The 15,700-nt window shown below is 62.5% G+C and carries 16 protein-coding genes; 6 read left to right on the top strand and 10 right to left on the bottom strand.

The window, feature by feature from the left end:
- The first annotated feature begins 144 nt into the window (after positions 1–144).
- Together DSC91_RS33835 and DSC91_RS33830 are read left to right on the top strand one after the other, a co-directional pair.
- A complete protein-coding gene (locus DSC91_RS33835; protein WP_115782836.1) occupies positions 145–1,407 on the top strand; it encodes an NlpC/P60 family protein in 1,263 nt (420 codons plus the stop codon).
- A 196-nt stretch (positions 1,408–1,603) separates the two neighbouring features.
- A complete protein-coding gene (locus DSC91_RS33830; protein WP_115782835.1) occupies positions 1,604–2,410 on the top strand; it encodes an SDR family oxidoreductase in 807 nt (268 codons plus the stop codon).
- Between the two features lie 165 nt (positions 2,411–2,575).
- Here DSC91_RS33830 and DSC91_RS33825 read toward each other — a convergent pair whose 3' ends face one another.
- The 10 genes from DSC91_RS33825 to DSC91_RS33780 form a co-directional block, all read right to left on the bottom strand.
- On the bottom strand, positions 2,576–3,586 hold the full coding sequence (locus DSC91_RS33825) for an inorganic phosphate transporter (protein ID WP_115782834.1): 1,011 nt from the start codon (positions 3,584–3,586) through the stop codon (positions 2,576–2,578).
- The gene (locus DSC91_RS33820) at positions 3,586–4,212 is read right to left on the bottom strand and encodes a DUF47 domain-containing protein (protein ID WP_115782833.1); all 627 of its coding nucleotides are present in this window, start codon (positions 4,210–4,212) and stop codon (positions 3,586–3,588) included. Before DSC91_RS33820 ends, DSC91_RS33825 begins: the two co-directional genes overlap by 1 nt.
- 140 nt (positions 4,213–4,352) lie before the next feature.
- Positions 4,353–5,738 carry a replicative DNA helicase gene (locus DSC91_RS33815; RefSeq protein ID WP_028196680.1) on the bottom strand — a complete coding sequence of 462 codons (1,386 nt, stop codon included), beginning with the start codon at positions 5,736–5,738 and terminating at the stop codon, positions 4,353–4,355.
- A gap of 133 nt (positions 5,739–5,871) precedes the next feature.
- Positions 5,872–6,324, bottom strand: coding sequence for a 50S ribosomal protein L9 (gene rplI / locus DSC91_RS33810; RefSeq protein WP_115782832.1), 453 nt, complete (start codon positions 6,322–6,324; stop codon positions 5,872–5,874).
- Positions 6,325–6,351: 27 nt separating this feature from the next.
- A complete protein-coding gene (gene rpsR / locus DSC91_RS33805; protein ID WP_115782831.1) occupies positions 6,352–6,627 on the bottom strand; it encodes a 30S ribosomal protein S18 in 276 nt (91 codons plus the stop codon).
- A 2-nt stretch (positions 6,628–6,629) separates the two neighbouring features.
- Entirely contained in the window at positions 6,630–6,929 is a 300-nt protein-coding gene (priB, locus tag DSC91_RS33800) for a primosomal replication protein N (RefSeq protein WP_115782830.1), read from the bottom strand.
- Between the two features lie 50 nt (positions 6,930–6,979).
- Positions 6,980–7,354 carry a 30S ribosomal protein S6 gene (gene rpsF / locus DSC91_RS33795; protein ID WP_006048823.1) on the bottom strand — a complete coding sequence of 125 codons (375 nt, stop codon included), beginning with the start codon at positions 7,352–7,354 and terminating at the stop codon, positions 6,980–6,982.
- 260 nt (positions 7,355–7,614) lie between these two features.
- Positions 7,615–8,550, bottom strand: coding sequence for an anti-sigma factor family protein (locus DSC91_RS33790; protein ID WP_115782829.1), 936 nt, complete (start codon positions 8,548–8,550; stop codon positions 7,615–7,617).
- Positions 8,540–9,277, bottom strand: a complete 738-nt coding sequence (locus DSC91_RS33785) for an RNA polymerase sigma factor (RefSeq protein ID WP_254597358.1) — start codon at positions 9,275–9,277, stop codon at positions 8,540–8,542. Before DSC91_RS33785 ends, DSC91_RS33790 begins: the two co-directional genes overlap by 11 nt.
- A 202-nt stretch (positions 9,278–9,479) precedes the next feature.
- Entirely contained in the window at positions 9,480–10,394 is a 915-nt protein-coding gene (locus tag DSC91_RS33780) for a LysR family transcriptional regulator (RefSeq protein WP_115782827.1), read from the bottom strand.
- Positions 10,395–10,815: 421 nt separating this feature from the next.
- Here DSC91_RS33780 and gcl point away from each other — a divergent pair, with 421 nt between their 5' ends.
- The 4 genes from gcl (at position 10,816) to DSC91_RS33755 (ending at position 15,646) form a co-directional block, all read left to right on the top strand.
- On the top strand, positions 10,816–12,591 hold the full coding sequence (gene gcl / locus DSC91_RS33775; RefSeq protein WP_115782826.1) for a glyoxylate carboligase: 1,776 nt from the start codon (positions 10,816–10,818) through the stop codon (positions 12,589–12,591).
- 141 nt (positions 12,592–12,732) lie between these two features.
- Positions 12,733–13,542 (top strand): hydroxypyruvate isomerase, encoded by an 810-nt coding sequence (gene hyi / locus DSC91_RS33770; RefSeq protein ID WP_115782825.1) that lies wholly within the window; start codon positions 12,733–12,735, stop codon positions 13,540–13,542.
- Positions 13,543–13,674: 132 nt separating this feature from the next.
- Positions 13,675–14,583: a 2-hydroxy-3-oxopropionate reductase gene (locus DSC91_RS33765; RefSeq protein ID WP_115782824.1), complete on the top strand. Its 909-nt coding sequence runs from the start codon at positions 13,675–13,677 to the stop codon at positions 14,581–14,583.
- Between the two features lie 661 nt (positions 14,584–15,244).
- The gene (locus DSC91_RS33755; protein ID WP_115782822.1) at positions 15,245–15,646 is read left to right on the top strand and encodes a DUF3597 domain-containing protein; all 402 of its coding nucleotides are present in this window, start codon (positions 15,245–15,247) and stop codon (positions 15,644–15,646) included.
- Positions 15,647–15,700: the final 54 nt, after the last annotated feature.

Below are 15,700 nucleotides of genomic sequence, written 5' to 3'. Positions count from 1 at the left end.
CTTGGACACGCGTTCCCGATGGGCAACACTTAGCGCACAAACTTCAAGTAAGTTGTCAAGAATTCTTGCCTGAGCCATGTTCGACGGGCTACCATCCGGACATCGTCCGCCCTTAAACGAGCGTTTACCGCTCGCTTCGTCGTCATGTGTCGACTCGCCCTTTCGCTGCTGACCGTTTTGCTGCTCGCCGCTTGCGCCGGCGCGCCGCAAAAGACGTCGCGCGAGTCGGGTTCATCGGTCGTGGTCGCGAACGGCGCTTATCGCGCACCGCCGCCGGGCTTCCCGAATTTCGTCGACCACAGCATCGGCCGCGAGGAAATTTCGATCCAGGCGATGAGCCTGGTCGGCATTCCATACCGTTGGGGTGGTAATACGCCAGATAGCGGCTTCGATTGCAGCGGTTTGGTTCGCTACGTGGTGTCACGCGCGGCGTCCGTGAATTTGCCGAGAACGACCGCCGATATGAGCGGACGCGGCGAAGTGATCGAGCCGGACGGGATCGCGCCAGGCGATCTGATTTTCTTCAACACGACCGGACGCGCCCATTCGCACGTCGGGATTTATGTGGGCAAGCTGCGCTTCGTCAATGCACCGTCGACAGGCGGCACGGTGCGGCTCGACTATTTGACCAATCCATATTGGGCCAAACGTTTCGACGGTATTCGCCGCGTGGCGGGCCCGGCTGCGACGCCAGTGCCGTTCGATACGCCGAGCTATCAGGCCGCGGCGCCACAACCCGAACGCGGCGCGCAAACGGTGCCGGCGTATGCGGCGACGGTGACGGCAACCGCGACGGCCGCGACAGCGGGCACGGCACCCGCCACGTCCGCCGGCGTGGCAACGGCAAGTGCGACGCCGGCAACGGTCAAGTCTGCCGCGGCGCAACCGTCCTCGAACTACGCGGCGTCTCCGCTCACATCGCAACAAGCAACTCGCGTCGTTGCGACGACACGCGCGGCATCTGCCTCCAGCCTGCAGCCGGCCACGGCGACGACAACCTCGCCAGCGCCTCAAGCTGACGCGTTCGAGCCGCCGCCACCCGGCATGAGCGCGGCGCAGTTGCAGGCGCGCGCGGCGGGCGCCGTCTCGCCGACGCCGGTTCCAGGCGCCCAGACAAGCGCGTATAACGCCGCCGGCACTTCGGCCCAACAACAGGCAATGGCTACGCGCACTGTCCCGCAAACTACGACGGCCGCCGGCGCGCCTGATCCTATCGACGCGGCAGCCGACGCCTTCGAACCTCCCCCGCCCGCCTCAGTCGCCGCGCGCCAGGCCCGGCAGGCTCAGCAAGCCGACGTCAACGGCGGCGTGCAGATCATGCGGGCCTCGACAGGATCGCGCGGCGTCCCCGCCCCCACGCAAACCACCGACGATCCCATCGCCCGGTTCGCCAACGGAAGCTTTTGACGACATCGCGTGGACAGTAGCGGGAATAGGTGGCTCGCCACGGCTGCGGTCGTGGTCGGTTGCTGGCGGTTCGTGATTCGCTATTGGCCCGCGCCATCCTGGTTAGTCGCACGGACACGTCCGCGCCGTGCTCCATCCCCGCTACGCCCCTGATCTGCTATCGTCATCGATATTCTTCCGACTTCGGGTGGCGACGATGGATCTCGGGCTGAAAGACAAGGTGGTGTTGATCACGGGCGGCAGCAAGGGCATCGGGTTCGCCTGCGCCCGCGCATTCTCGCTGGAGGGCGCCAGAGTAGCAATCGTCTCGCGCGACCCCGCCAATCTCGCGCGTGCTTACGAGCAGTTAAAGCAGGAAGGACTGCACGTGCATCGGACCCGGGCCGATCTGCACGAACCGCATAGCGCCGCCGATATCGTCGAGGAAGTCAGCACCGCCGTCGGCCCAATCGACGTGCTGATCAACAGCGCCGGCGCGGCGCGCCGCTACGACCCGGAAACGCTCGATGCCGACGCTTTCCGGGCGACCATGGAAGCGAAGTATTTCCCCTACATCTACCCGCAACAGGAAGTGCTGCGCCGCATGGCCGAGCGCGTGAAGGCCGGCGACAGCGCGGCACCCGGCACAATCGTCAACATCATCGGCATGGGCGGCAAGATCGCGAGCGACATCCACATCGCCGGTGGCGCCGCGAATGCCGCGCTGATGCTGGCCACCGTCGGCCTCGCCCACTACTACGCGCGCTACGGCATCCGCATCAACGCGATCAACCCGGGTTCGACGCTGACCGAGCGAGTCGAGGAAGCGGTCAAGCTGGAAGCGTCGCAGCAAGGCATCGAAAGCGCGGACGCACTGGCGCGCGGACAGGCTAAGGTGCCGCTTGGGCGCTATGCAAATCCGGAGGAAATCGCTGACGTCGCGCTGTTTCTGGCGAGCCGCCGCGCGAGCTATGTGACGGGCGCAATCGTCCCGATGGATGGAGGCAGCACGCCGCTGATCTGAGCGGCGAGCTTTATATACCGCTTTAGGGGTGTGAGGCCGGAGGCGTGCTCTTGGCCTCGTGGCTTCGGGCTTCGGGCTTCGGGCTTCGGGCTTCGGGCTTCGGGCTTCGGGCTTCGCGGCTAAGCCTAAAAAACATGCGGACGGCAAAAGCCGTCCGCGCAACATTTACAGAAAGCGGTGGCCGAGCCACCAGGCCGCTCCGGAAAGCGCCGCCGAGGCTGGAATCGTCAGAATCCACGCCCAGACGATGTTGCCGGCCACCCCCCAACGCACCGCACTCAACTTCTGCGTCGCGCCGACACCGACGATCGCGCCGGTAATCGTATGCGTGGTGGACACCGGAATGCCGAGCCACGAAGCCGTGAACAGCGTGATCGCCCCGCCCGTCTCGGCGCAAAAACCGCCAACCGGCTTGAGCTTCGTGATCTTCTGCCCCATCGTGCGGACGATCCGCCAGCCGCCGAACAGCGTGCCAATACCCATCGACAGGTAGCAGCCGCCGATCACCCACAGCGGCGGCGCATCCGCGATCGACGACGCGTAGCCCGTCGCGATCAGCAACATCCAGATAATGCCGATGGTTTTCTGCGCGTCGTTTCCGCCGTGGCCAAGGCTATACAAGCCCGCGGAAATCAATTGCAGACGCCGGAAACGCCGGTCGACCTTACTGGGTGGCGTGCGGAAATAGATCCACGACACCGCCAGCATGAAGAACGAGCCGAGCACGAAACCGAGCAGCGGAGAGATGAAAATGAACGCCACTGTCTTCATCAGACCGTCGACATTCAACGAACCCCAGCCCGACTTGGCCAATGCCGCGCCCACCAGGCCGCCGATCAGCGCATGCGAAGAGCTGGACGGGATACCGTAATGCCACGTGATGATGTTCCAGCCGATCGCCCCAACCAGTGCGCCGAAAATGACGTAGTGGTCGACGATACCCGGGTCGATCGTGCCCTTGCCGACTGTCTGCGCCACTTTCAGGTGGAACACGAAATACGCGACAACGTTGAACGCCGCCGCGAAGGCCACGGCCTGCTGTGGCTTCAGCACGCCGGTCGACACGACCGTGGCGATCGAATTCGCCGCGTCGTGGAAGCCGTTCATGAAGTCGAAAATCAGTGCGACGGCGACCAGGCCGGCCACGACCCAGATAGCGAGTTGTATCGATTGCATTATGCGTTTTCCAGCACGATGCCTTCGATGATGTTCGCTACGTCCTCACATTTATCGGTAATCGTTTCGAGCAGTTCGTAAATGGCTTTCAGCTTGATCAGCGTCTTGACGTTGTCTTCTTCGCGGAAAAGCTTCGACATGGCCGAGCGCAGCACACGGTCGGCTTCTGATTCCAGACGGTCGATTTCCTCGCACGCCTTCAGGATCTGGCTGGCCTGCTTCATGTCCGACAGCAGGCTGACGGCGAACTGCACGCGCTCGGAGGTGGCCGTGCAGATGTGCGCCAGCTGGCTCGCTTCGGAGGTCACCGCCTGCACGTCGTACAGCGAAATAGCCGTGGCGACGTCCTCCATCAGATCGAGGATGTCGTCCATCGTGGTGATCAGCTTGTGAATCTCGTCACGGTCGAGCGGCGTGATGAAGGTCTTGTGCAGCAGATCGATGGCTTCGTGCGTGAGCTTGTCAGCGGCCTTTTCGGCCTTCTGCACGTTTTGCTTGTGGGTCTCGGCGTCCTGAAGGTTGTCGATCAGCAGCTCGAGTTCGCGGCTTGCCGAGACGATGCACGTTGCGTGCGCATTGAAAATTTCAAAGAACTTGCCCTCGGTGGGCATGAAACGACCGAACATTGGGATCCCGAAAATTGGTCACATTATGGCTGACATAAAACCGCCACATTGTACCGTTCCAGGATCGATGCCGCACTTTTGAAAGCGTCGTTACAACACGTTCAGCAGTGATCTCCGCCGTTGCATTCGCCGCTGCCTTCTTACTCGCTGTAGAAATTCTGCGCGCCGGCAAAATTGTCGAACTTCGTGAATTGGCCATGGAACGTGAGGCGAACAGGACCGATCGGACCATTCCGCTGCTTACCGATGATGATCTCAGCCGTGCCCTTGTCCGGGCTGTCCGGGTTGTACACCTCATCTCGATAGATAAACAGAATGACGTCGGCATCCTGTTCGATAGCACCGGATTCGCGCAAGTCGGACATGATCGGTCGCTTGTTCGGACGCTGCTCGAGACCCCGGTTCAGCTGCGACAACGCAATCACGGGTACGTCGAGCTCTTTGGCGAGACTCTTCAACGAACGCGAGATTTCCGAGATTTCGGTCGCACGGTTCTCGCCCGACGACGAACCGCTCATCAGCTGCAAATAGTCGATGATGATCAGCCCGAGCTTGCCGCACTGGCGCGACAGCCGACGCGCGCGCGAACGCAGTTCCATCGGGTTCAGGCCGCCGGTTTCGTCGATGAAAATCTGCGCCTCGCTCATTTTCTGCACCGCGTGCGTGAGCTTCGGCCAATCCTCATCAGTCAGACGCCCCGTACGCATGCGGTGCTGGTCGAGCCGGCCGACCGAGCCCAGCATACGCATGGTGAGCTGCGAGCCCGGCATTTCCATGGAAAACACGGCGACCGGCAAGCCGTATTCGACCGCCACATACTCGCCGATATTCATCGAGAACGCCGTCTTACCCATCGAAGGGCGCCCCGCAACGATGATCAACTCGCCGCCGTGCATACCCGACGTCATGCGATCCAGGTCGACAAAACCAGTCGGCGTGCCGGTCACGTCGCTCGGGTTGGCGGTGTGATATAGCGTGTCGATCCGCTCGACCACCTCGGTCAAAAGCGGCCCGATTTCCAGGAAGCCCTGCGTGCCACGCGCGCCGTCTTCAGCGATCGAAAATACCTTCGATTCGGCCTCGTCCAGCAACTGGCGGACTTCCTTGCCTTGCGGGTTGAAAGCGTCGGCGGAAATTTCGTCGGCCACGGACACGAGGCGGCGCAGTACCGCGCGATCGCGCACGATTTCCGCGTAGCGGCGGATATTGGCCGCGCTCGGCGTGTTCTGCGCCAGCGCGTTCAGGTAGGCGAGACCGCCGACCTCTTCCGCCTTGCCCGAGGTACCGAGCGCCTCGTACACGGTGATCACGTCGGCCGGACGCGTCGCCGCGATCAGCTTGCCGATGTGTTCGAAAATGATGCGGTGGTCGTATCGGTAAAAATCGCTCTGCGACAGGAAGTCGGCGATGCGGTCCCATGCCGCGTTGTCGAGCAGCAGGCCGCCCAGCACCGACTGCTCGGCTTCGATCGAATGCGGCGGGACTTTCAGCGACTCGATTTGGGGATCTTTGGACGGTGCGTTCATGGAGAGGAATTATCGGGTAAATCGAGCGCGCGCGGGCAGCGGAAAAACTAAAAAGCGGGCACAAAAAAAGCAGGGGCCGGTCACCCGGCCCCTGCCCTTTGCCAGCAACATCCTGGCGGATTCCAATTGATGCTTAGACGTGTTCGCCGATCACAGCCACGTTCACATCGACGAGAACGTCGGTGTGCAGCGAGATCTGAACAGCGTGGTCGCCAACCAGCTTCAGCGGGCCTTCCGGCAGACGCACTTGCGCCTTTTCCACTGCGAAGCCAAGCTTAACCAATGCGTCAGCGATGTCGGCATTCGTCACCGAGCCAAACAGACGGCCGTCGACGCCAGCCTTCTGATTGATCTGAACCGTCGAGCCTGCCAGCTTTTCGCCTTGAGCTTGAGCAGCAGCCAGCTTTTCAGCAGCGATCTTTTCGAGTTCAGCGCGGCGGACTTCGAATTCAGCCAGGGCTTCCTTCGTTGCACGGCGAGCCTGCTTGTTCGGGATCAGGAAGTTACGTGCGTAACCGTCCTTGACCTTCACGATATCGCCCAGGTTGCCCAGATTGACGACTTTTTCCAGAAGAATAATTTGCATTCGGATACTCCTTATCGCGTCGTCGGGTTAGGCCTTGTGCTGGTCGGTGTACGGCACCAGCGCGAGGAAACGTGCGCGCTTGATTGCCGTATCCAGCTGGCGTTGATAGTGCGACTTCGTACCCGTGAGACGCGCCGGCGTGATCTTGCCGTTTTCGCCGATGAAGTCCTTCAGCGTTTCGAGGTCCTTGTAGTCGATGTATTCGACGCCAGCGGCCGTGAAACGGCAGAACTTCTTGCGCTTGAAGAGCGGATTTTGTTGCTGACGACGCTTGTCGAATTTCTTACCAGTCGGGCGGGGCATGTTCAGTCCTTTCCAATGTCCTGCAATTCTGTGATGTGAAATACCAGAGTTCTTGCGTTGCGGTGTTTTTTTGCCAGAAAACCCGTGAAGAGCGTTTCCACGCCCATCTGACGACTTTCCAGCTTACCGCTCACCTCACCCGCGGCTACCGCCTGCATGGTCAGTTCGACTTGCCGGGCAATACCGGCTTCGACGACTTCCGTGCGATGGTGCAACGTGCAGCCTGCAATCGGAACGCCGGCGGGGGTATACCGCACCGGTTCGCGTTCGACGACGCTGGCCGTAAGTTGCAGCCGATTCATGTAGCCTTGGCGAGAGCGACGCTTTTGTCTGGTAGCTTAAATAGTGTGTCTTAAGCCTGCGCTTCGGACGGTTGCGTAGCAGCCGACTTCTTGGCTTCTTCGCGCTGCACTTCCTTCATCATCGGCGACGGGCCGGTTTCGGCCTTCTTCATCTTGACGATCAGGTGACGCAGAACAGCGTCGTTGAACTTGAATGCGTGTTCCAGCTCGTCGAGCGTGGTTTGGTCGCATTCGATGTTCATGCAGACGTAGTGAGCCTTCGCGAGTTTCTCGATCATGTAGGCCAGTTGGCGACGGCCCCAGTCTTCGATACGGTGGATCTGGCCACCGTGCGAGGTGATCGTGCTCTTGTAACGCTCGATCATTGCGGGCACTTGCTCGCTCTGATCCGGATGCACGATAAATACGATTTCATAATGACGCATATTCACTCCTTGTGGATTAAAGCCACCCGGGCGTCGGAACCGGTGTGGCAAGTGAGAAGCCAAAGAGTGTAACCCGAATGGGGCTGGGTTGCAAGATATCCCGTTAATGCGGCGCACGAATCGGGTGTGTTTTCAAGGGTTTAGGACGAAGCGGAGAAATATCGGAGAAGCAACCGGGAAGCAACGAACAAACAGCGAACAAACCGCCGCCACGCATTCGCGCCCGAGAACATCGCCACCGCAGCGCGCGCAACGTCCGTTCAGCCCCCCTCGGTCTGCTCGCTGCCGCCCGCCAGACGGGCTCTCAGCGCCTTTTCGAGCCCACCGAGCGCGTCCGGCGCGGCGTCGGTGACGGCCCACCAGGCCATCCCCTGCGCGTTCCAGTGCGCGAGCGAATACCCCTCGCGAGTCTGCGCCGCCGAAAGCCCGGCGGCCGCTTCTCGTGCTGCGTCGGCGGAGCGCGCTTCCGGAAACACATAGACGTCGATGACGTGTTTCTGATACCGGTACACCAGCACCGCCACCCGCTGATGCGCGATGTAATCCAGCCGGCCGCCTTCGAGCGGAAAACCGTTCGCCGCGAGGTCCTCGACCGGCGGCGAATAGTCGATCCGGCCGTTGAACCACGGCTTGACCGTGTGCCGGTCAGTCGAAATGACGTCGATATCGTGACCGGACATTTGCGCCCGCACATGGCTTTCGACCAGTTCGTCGGTGAACGGGCCCGCTTGCGCCGGATGATGCAGGTTCAGTGTCACGCCTACCGCCACCGCGCCGAGCGCGACCACCAGCCCGACGAGCCAGCCCTGCCCGATCGCTGCGCCTGTTCCTGCTCCTGTACCCGTGCCCCCGCCGGGCCGCCCCATCGTGCCTTGCGGACGCAGCCAGCCATTCAGCCAGTTACCCAGCCAGCTTCGCTTCGGCCTCGGCTGTGTGGCGGCCCGTGGGGCTTCGATGGACTCGGGGGCGGCGATGTCGCCCGCCGGGAGAGCAGCCAGAATCCGCGCCCGCAGGGCATCCGGCGCGCGGTGATAGGGCTGCGCGCGCAGTGAGGCGCTCAACGCATGCAGGTTTTCGCTTTCGCGTCGGCAAGCGTCGCAACCGTCGATGTGCTGCTGGACGCGCTGAGCATCCGGTGCGGTCAATTCGTGGTCGGCATTCGCATCGAGGAGCGGCCGCGCTTCGTTACAGTCCATCTGGCGTCTCCTGAGGTAAGCCGGTGGCGCTTGCGCCGGGGTTGCTGGATGGACGGCCGTTGGAGGCCGCCCGGAGCGGTGTTACAGAAGCTGTGGGCGTCGTGCAGGCGCCCGGCATCGTGGCGCGCGGCGAGCCGCCTCCTCCCGGATGCCCGGACGCCTGTTTCGCCGTCAATAACGCGGCCAGCTTGCGCCTGCCCCGCGCGAGCCGCGACATCACCGTGCCGATCGGCACATCGGCCACCATCGCGATCTCGCGGTAGCCCATTTCCTCGAGCTCCCGCAGGATCAGCACCTCGCGATACTCGACCGGCAACTGCGCCAGCGCCTCGTGCACGAGCTTCGTGTCTTCATCGCGGATCAGGAGCGTCTGCGGATCGGCGCCGCCCGCGGTCCAGCCGTCGAAGGTCGCGTCGTCCATGCTGTCGTCGAACTCGACCACCTCGTGCGACGACGCGCGCCGCCGCCATTCCGTGTACCAGGTGCGGCGCACGATCGCCAGCAGCCACGGCCGCGCGGAGTCGCCACGGAACGTGTCGAAGAAGCGAAACGCGCGCATGAAGGCTTCCTGCACGACGTCGTCGGCATCGTTTGGGTTGCCGCACAGCCAGCGCGCAAGGTTGTACGCCGCGTCGAGGTGCGGGAGCGCCAGTTGCTGAAAACGGCGGCTCCTCGCTGCATCGGCGTCGTCGTGCGCGCGGGCGGCATTTGAATCGGGTTGACCCACCTCGGCCCTCCGGGGCATTGCGGCTAAGCTGTTTGACTCGTCACTCAACATGACCGGTCGTACACCGAGTTTATTCCCGCGATCGCGTGGAATCTGCACAAAAGGCAGAAAAGACCATGCACCGCGGACCTCGGCGCGAAACGCTGAACGGCGCGATCACGGCGGCCTGAGCGAAAAAGCAGGCGCGGCCCCCTCTCACGTATCAGTAAGCCGGGCGATTCCAGTAATCCTCGCTGGCATACACCTCTTTCAGATAGTCGATGAAGTAGCGCACCTTGGCTGGTACGTAACGCTGCTGCGGATAGACCGCCAGAATGTCGTAGTCGGGCAGCGCGAATTCGTCCAGCACGGTTTCCAGTTCGCCGCGCGCCAGTTGCTGCTGGATTTCCCACGTGGAGCGCCAGCCGAGCCCGAGCCCTTCCGACACCCAGCGATGCAGCAACTCGCCGTCGTTGCAGTCGAGCGTGCCGCCTACCCGCACCGTCGCCAGTTTGCCGTTGCGGCGGAAATACCAGCCGCGGTTCTGCCCGCCTTGCAGATTGAACGCGAGGCAATTGTGCTGCGGCAGATCTTCGAGTGTTTTCGGCTTGCCATATTTGCGGAAATAGTCCGGCGTACCGCACACCACGCGCCGGTTCGACGCCAGCTTCACCGCGACGAAATTCGGATCGACCGCGCCACCGATCCGGATCGACAGGTCGTACCCTTCGCGCACCAGGTCCACGACCCGGTCGGTCAGGTTGAACGACACTTGCAATTCCGGCTTGTCGGCGAGAAAAGCGGGCGCGAGCGGTGCAACGTGCTTGCGCCCGAACGCGGCCGGCGCCGACACGATCAGATGGCCGTTCACCGCGCGCCGCCCGGCGCTCAGTTCGTTCTCCGCCTGGTCCCACTCGGTGAGCAGGCCGCGGCAGCGTTCGAGAAACGCCGCGCCTTCTTCGCTGACCACGAGGCGCCGCGTCGAGCGGTACATCAGCTTGACGCCGAGGCGCTTCTCGAGCGCGTCGATACGGCGCCCCAGAATCACCGGCGATACGCCCTCTTCCAGCGCGGCGGCCGCGAGACTGCCCGCGTCGGCGACGCGCACGAAAGTTTCGATCTGCTTGAAGCGGTCCATGTTTGTCTCCTGTCGACCGGAGTTCGCGCTTTAGCTGTCGGCCAGAGTTGGCGCTTTAGCGCTTACTCTGGTCCCATGCAAAGCGCTTACTCCGGACCCATGCAAGCGGGTTGCAACCGCCTTTCGCCTGGTCTCGCGCCCCGTGTCCAACGGCTCAGGGTTCACCGCTTGCAGCTTCCGGCTCGCGGTTCCCGCCTCCCCCGGCTCGCCGCTTTCTGCGGGTCACGCGCCGCGCGCACCCATCCAGCCACGCAAAGCCACGCGCCATTCCATACTTTTTGTTTCGAAATAAGCGACCCGGACTGATCTTATCAAACCTTTAGGTGAAGCCTACAGTTCGATCAACACCTTTGGTTTGCATATCCGTCAGCGAATTCGGCAGCCAACCTATTCGCCCACCCAAGACATTCAGGAGACATTCATGGCCAAGATGAGAGCCGTCGACGCAGCCGTGCTGGTGCTCGAAAAAGAAGGCATCAACACCGCATTCGGCGTTCCGGGCGCAGCAATCAACCCGTTCTACTCGGCCATGCGCAAGGCAGGCAGCATCAGCCACGTGCTGGCGCGTCACGTCGAAGGTGCGTCGCACATGGCCGAAGGCTATACGCGCGCCCAGCCGGGCAACATCGGCGTGTGTATCGGCACCTCGGGCCCCGCCGGTACCGACATGATCACCGGTTTGTACTCCGCTCAGGCCGACTCGATTCCTATTCTGGCTATCACGGGCCAGGCGCCGCGCGCGCGTCTGTACAAGGAAGATTTCCAGGCCGTCGATATCGAATCGATCGCCAAGCCCGTCACCAAGTGGGCCGTCACCGTGCGCGAGCCGGCACTGGTGCCGCGCGTGTTCCAGCAGGCCTTCCATCTGATGCGCTCGGGCCGTCCGGGTCCGGTGCTGGTCGACCTGCCGATCGACGTGCAGCTCGCCGAAATCGAATTCGACATCGACACGTACGAGCCGCTGCCGGTCTACAAGCCGAAAGCAACGCGCAAGCAGATCGAAGCCGCGCTCACGCTGCTCAACGACGCTGAAAAGCCGTTGATCGTGTCCGGCGGCGGCGTGCTCAACGCAGCCGCGGAAGACCTGCTCGTGACGTTCGCCGAAACCGTCGGCGTGCCCGTGATCCCGACGCTGATGTCGTGGGGCGCGATTCCCGACGACCATCCGCTGATGGCCGGCATGGTCGGCCTGCAGACGTCGCACCGCTACGGCAACGCCACGATGCTCGCCTCCGACTTCGTGCTCGGCATCGGCAACCGCTGGGCGAACCGTCACACGGGCAGCGTCGATGTCTATACCAAGGGCCGTAAGTTCGTGCATGTGGACATCGAACCGACGCAGATCGGCCGCGTGTTCGGACCGGACCTCGGCATCGTGTCGGACGCGAAAGCCGCGCTCGAACTGTTCGTTGAAGTAGCCAGGGAATGGAAGGCCGCCGGCAAGCTGAAAGACCGCAGCGCATGGGTTGCCGATTGCCAGCAACGCAAGAAAACGATGCTGCGCAAGACGCACTTCGACAACGTGCCGATGAAGCCGCAGCGTGTGTACGAAGAGATGAACCAGGTGTTTGGCCGCGACACGTGCTACGTGAGCACGATCGGTCTGTCGCAGATCGCCGGCGCGCAGTTCCTGCATGTCTACAAGGCGCGCAACTGGATCAACTGCGGCCAGGCAGGCCCGCTCGGCTGGACGATTCCGGCAGCGCTCGGCGTGCGCGCGGCAGACCCGCAACGTCCGATCGTCGCACTGTCGGGTGACTACGACTTCCAGTTCATGATCGAAGAGCTGGCGGCCGGCGCGCAATTCAAGCTGCCTTACGTGCACGTGGTGGTGAACAACTCGTACCTCGGTTTGATCCGCCAGGCACAGCGCGCGTTCGATATGGACTTCTGCGTGCAGCTCGGCTTCGAGAACATCAACTCGCCGGAAACGAACGGCTACGGCGTGGACCACGTCGCGGTGGCCGAAGGCCTGGGTTGCAAGGCGATCCGCGTGTTCAAGCCGGAAGAACTCAAGCCGGCCCTGCTGAAAGCGCAATCGATGCTCTCCGAGTTCAACGTGCCGGTGATCGTCGAAGTGATCCTCGAGCGTGTGACCAACATTTCGATGGGCACCGAAATCGACGCGATCAACGAGTTCGAAGAACTGGCCGAGAAGCGCGAAGACGCGCCGACCGCCATCAGCATGCTCGACTGAGCTGTCTGACGCTTTGACCCGCTCTTCGACCCGCGCGTTGACCCGCGCACTAACTCGATAAGCATCACATGAGCGCGGTCCGGCATCCCCGGGCCGCCTCGTGAAGTTATTCCACTGACCGACCAGCGAGACACCAGCACCATGCCGAAATTTGCAGCGAATCTCACCATGCTGTTCAACGAAGTCCCGTTCCTCGACCGCTTTGCGGCAGCAGCGGACGCGGGCTTCAATGCCGTCGAATTCCTGTTTCCGTATCCGTATCAGATCGCTGAATTGAGCGAACGTCTGCAGCAGAATCGTTTGAAACTCGTGTTGCACAACCTGCCCGCCGGCAACTGGGAAGCGGGTGAGCGCGGCATCGCATGCCTGCCGGATCGCGTGGGCGAGTTTCAGGAAGGTGTCGGCCGTGCGATCGAATACGCGACGGCCCTGAAGGTGCCGCAATTGAACTGCCTCGTCGGCATTCCGACTGCGGGCGTCGATGCGGACAACGCGCGTTCGACGATCGTCGACAACCTGCGCTTCGCCGCGGGCGAACTGAAGAAAGCCGGCATCAAGCTGCTGGTCGAGCCGTGCAATTCGTACGATATCCCCGGCTTCGCGCTGAACCGTTCGGGCGAAGGCCTCGACGTGATTCGCGCGGTGGGTTCGGACAATCTGTTTCTGCAATACGACATCTATCACATGCAACGGATGGAGGGCGAACTCGCGGCGACGATCAAAAAGAATCTGCCGCAGATCGCGCACATCCAGCTCGCCGACAACCCCGGCCGCAACGAACCGGGCACCGGCGAAATCAACTACCCGTTCCTGTTCGACCTGCTCGATTCGCTCGGCTACGAAGGCTACGTCGGTTGCGAATACAAGCCGCGCACGACCACCGCCGCCGGCCTCGGCTGGGTGCAGAGCGTGGCCGGGCAAACCCGCGGCGCAGCCCACGCCGCTGCGTGACGGGCGTAGTGCGCAACGTACTGCACAACGTACTGCGCGACACACCGCGCGACTCCTTGATCACATCACGCGCATCACGCCTCAAAGGAAGTTCCCCTGTGGGACGCCAAACAACACTGGAGATTTAGACACATGGCAAAGATCGGTTTCATCGGCCTCGGCATCATGGGCGCGCACATGGCGCGCAACCTCATCAAGGGCGGCCACACGCTGTTCGTGAATGGCGCGTACCCGGTGCCGGAAGACCTGAGCAAAACGACCGCCGTGGTCGCCAATTCGACCGCTGTCGCGCAGGCTGCCGACATCGTCATCATCATGGTGCCGGACACGCCTGACGTCGCCAACGTGCTGTTCGCCGACGACGGCGTCGCCGCCGGCCTCACGCAGGGCAAGCTGGTGATCGACATGAGCTCGATCTCGCCGCTCGACACGCAAGCCTTCGCGAAGAAAATCAACGCCCTCGGCGCCGACTACCTCGACGCGCCGGTGTCCGGCGGTGAAGTCGGCGCGCGTGAAGCGTCGCTGACGATCATGGTGGGCGGCCCGGAAAAGGCTTTCGCCCTGGCCAAGCCGCTGTTCGAACTGATGGGCAAGAACATCTCGCTGATCGGCGACAACGGCGCGGGTCAGACCTGCAAGGTCGCGAACCAGATCATCGTCGCGCTGAACATCGAAGCAGTGGCCGAAGCCCTGCTGTTCGCATCGCGCTCGGGCGCCGATCCGGAACGTGTGCGCAAGGCCTTGATGGGCGGCTTCGCTTCGTCGCGCATTCTCGAAGTGCATGGCGAGCGCATGACCAAGCGCACCTTCAACCCGGGCTTCCGCATCGAACTGCACCAGAAGGATCTGAACCTCGCACTCGATGGCGCACGCAAGCTGGGCATCGCCCTGCCGCATACCGCGAGCGCGCAACAGCTGTTCAGCGTGTGTGCGGCGAACGGCGGCAAGGCATGGGATCACTCGGCCATGGTGCGCGCACTCGAAATCATGGCGAACTACGAAGTCGCGCAAGCGCCGGATAGCGAAGCCAAGGCTGCCTGAAGCATTTAACTGAAGGCCGGTTGCACGAACCTGCGCAGCACTTGAGCAAACCACAGCGACAGGCCCATCAGGGAGCGTGCAGTGCGCGTCATACGCAACACATAAAAATACATCGAGCAGCAACATAGGTTGCCATGATGGCTGCATCTTCAACGTCATGGCAATTGCAGGTGGGGCGCCCGGTTCGTCGTGCAACACGGACGGCGGAACGGGCAAATCGTGCCGCTCTGGGCTGAGAGCGGCAAGTGGGGTCCGCAGCGGCACCCGGCGGCGCCGGGGAAGCCTTGGTCGGTCAGACGTCGTCGTCGGGTGTCCGGCTGTCGGATTTCAAATTTATGCTTTTTCCGCCAATCTCTCGCAGCGGCTGCGCGATGCGCGCAGCCTGCCTGCCTCTCTCTTTGCAGATCGCCTCGCACGTATGCTCGCAAGTCCACTTGCATTTGCTTGCAACTCCGCGCCGACGGCACGACCTTTTTTGACACATCGGTCCGCGCTTTTCTCCTACACTCGTTGAGTCTGGTTGCGAACGTATCGGCGTTCAAGCGCGGCTTGCCGATCGTGGCAAAGCATGCCCTCTGCCTCGCGCGCCCGGCTCCCAACCAGTGTTCAACCCGTAAGCGGAATGTGCTTGCGCCAGTAACCCATCTGCAAAGGATTCAGAATGAGCATCTTTGGTGACATCGTAAACAAGCTCTTCGGCAAAGCGAAGCCCGACCAGCCCGCGCCCGCGGTTGAGCCGACTCCGGATCCGGCAGCGGCGCAAGCCGCCGCACCGGCAGATACACCGGCGCCCGCGCCGCTGGCCGACGTCGACGTCGCTGCCGTCATGGACCAGTTCGTGAGTGAGAGCGGGCAAACCTTGAACTGGCGCACATCGATCGTCGACACGCTGAAAGCGCTCGGCGTCGACAGCAGCCTCGAGCATCGCAAGCAGCTCGCACAGGAGCTGAAGTACAGCGGCGACACGAACGATTCGGCGAGCATGAACATCTGGCTGCACAAACAGGTGATGCAAGCGCTGGCGGCGAACGGTGGAAAATTGCCGCCGGATCTGGCGGCCTGACGGTTTGCCGGCGTCGCCCGTTTCCGGCGATAGCGGGAAACCTTAAGCTGAAAC

It is taken from the genome of Paraburkholderia caffeinilytica, from assembly GCF_003368325.1.
GTDB lineage: Bacteria > Pseudomonadota > Gammaproteobacteria > Burkholderiales > Burkholderiaceae > Paraburkholderia > Paraburkholderia caffeinilytica.
The sequence above is the reverse complement of the archived record's forward strand: the minus strand, read 5'-3'. Positions and strand labels throughout refer to the sequence as shown.

Excerpts from the sequence above, each read along its gene's own strand:
- priB (WP_115782830.1), bottom strand. The coding sequence starts at position 6,929 with ATGAATCGGCTGCAACTTACGGCCAGCGTCGTCGAACGCGAACCGGTG.
- rpsF (WP_006048823.1), bottom strand. The coding sequence starts at position 7,354 with ATGCGTCATTATGAAATCGTATTTATCGTGCATCCGGATCAGAGCGAG.
- DSC91_RS33755 (WP_115782822.1), top strand. The coding sequence starts at position 15,245 with ATGAGCATCTTTGGTGACATCGTAAACAAGCTCTTCGGCAAAGCGAAG.
- hyi (WP_115782825.1), top strand. The coding sequence starts at position 12,733 with ATGCCGAAATTTGCAGCGAATCTCACCATGCTGTTCAACGAAGTCCCG.
- DSC91_RS33835 (WP_115782836.1), top strand. The coding sequence starts at position 145 with ATGTGTCGACTCGCCCTTTCGCTGCTGACCGTTTTGCTGCTCGCCGCT.
- DSC91_RS33825 (WP_115782834.1), bottom strand. The coding sequence starts at position 3,586 with ATGCAATCGATACAACTCGCTATCTGGGTCGTGGCCGGCCTGGTCGCC.
- gcl (WP_115782826.1), top strand. The coding sequence starts at position 10,816 with ATGGCCAAGATGAGAGCCGTCGACGCAGCCGTGCTGGTGCTCGAAAAA.
- DSC91_RS33820 (WP_115782833.1), bottom strand. The coding sequence starts at position 4,212 with ATGTTCGGTCGTTTCATGCCCACCGAGGGCAAGTTCTTTGAAATTTTC.
- rplI (WP_115782832.1), bottom strand. The coding sequence starts at position 6,324 with ATGCAAATTATTCTTCTGGAAAAAGTCGTCAATCTGGGCAACCTGGGC.
- DSC91_RS33815 (WP_028196680.1), bottom strand. The coding sequence starts at position 5,738 with ATGAACGCACCGTCCAAAGATCCCCAAATCGAGTCGCTGAAAGTCCCG.
- DSC91_RS33780 (WP_115782827.1), bottom strand. The coding sequence starts at position 10,394 with ATGGACCGCTTCAAGCAGATCGAAACTTTCGTGCGCGTCGCCGACGCG.
- DSC91_RS33765 (WP_115782824.1), top strand. The coding sequence starts at position 13,675 with ATGGCAAAGATCGGTTTCATCGGCCTCGGCATCATGGGCGCGCACATG.
- DSC91_RS33790 (WP_115782829.1), bottom strand. The coding sequence starts at position 8,550 with ATGGACTGTAACGAAGCGCGGCCGCTCCTCGATGCGAATGCCGACCAC.
- rpsR (WP_115782831.1), bottom strand. The coding sequence starts at position 6,627 with ATGCCCCGCCCGACTGGTAAGAAATTCGACAAGCGTCGTCAGCAACAA.
- DSC91_RS33830 (WP_115782835.1), top strand. The coding sequence starts at position 1,604 with ATGGATCTCGGGCTGAAAGACAAGGTGGTGTTGATCACGGGCGGCAGC.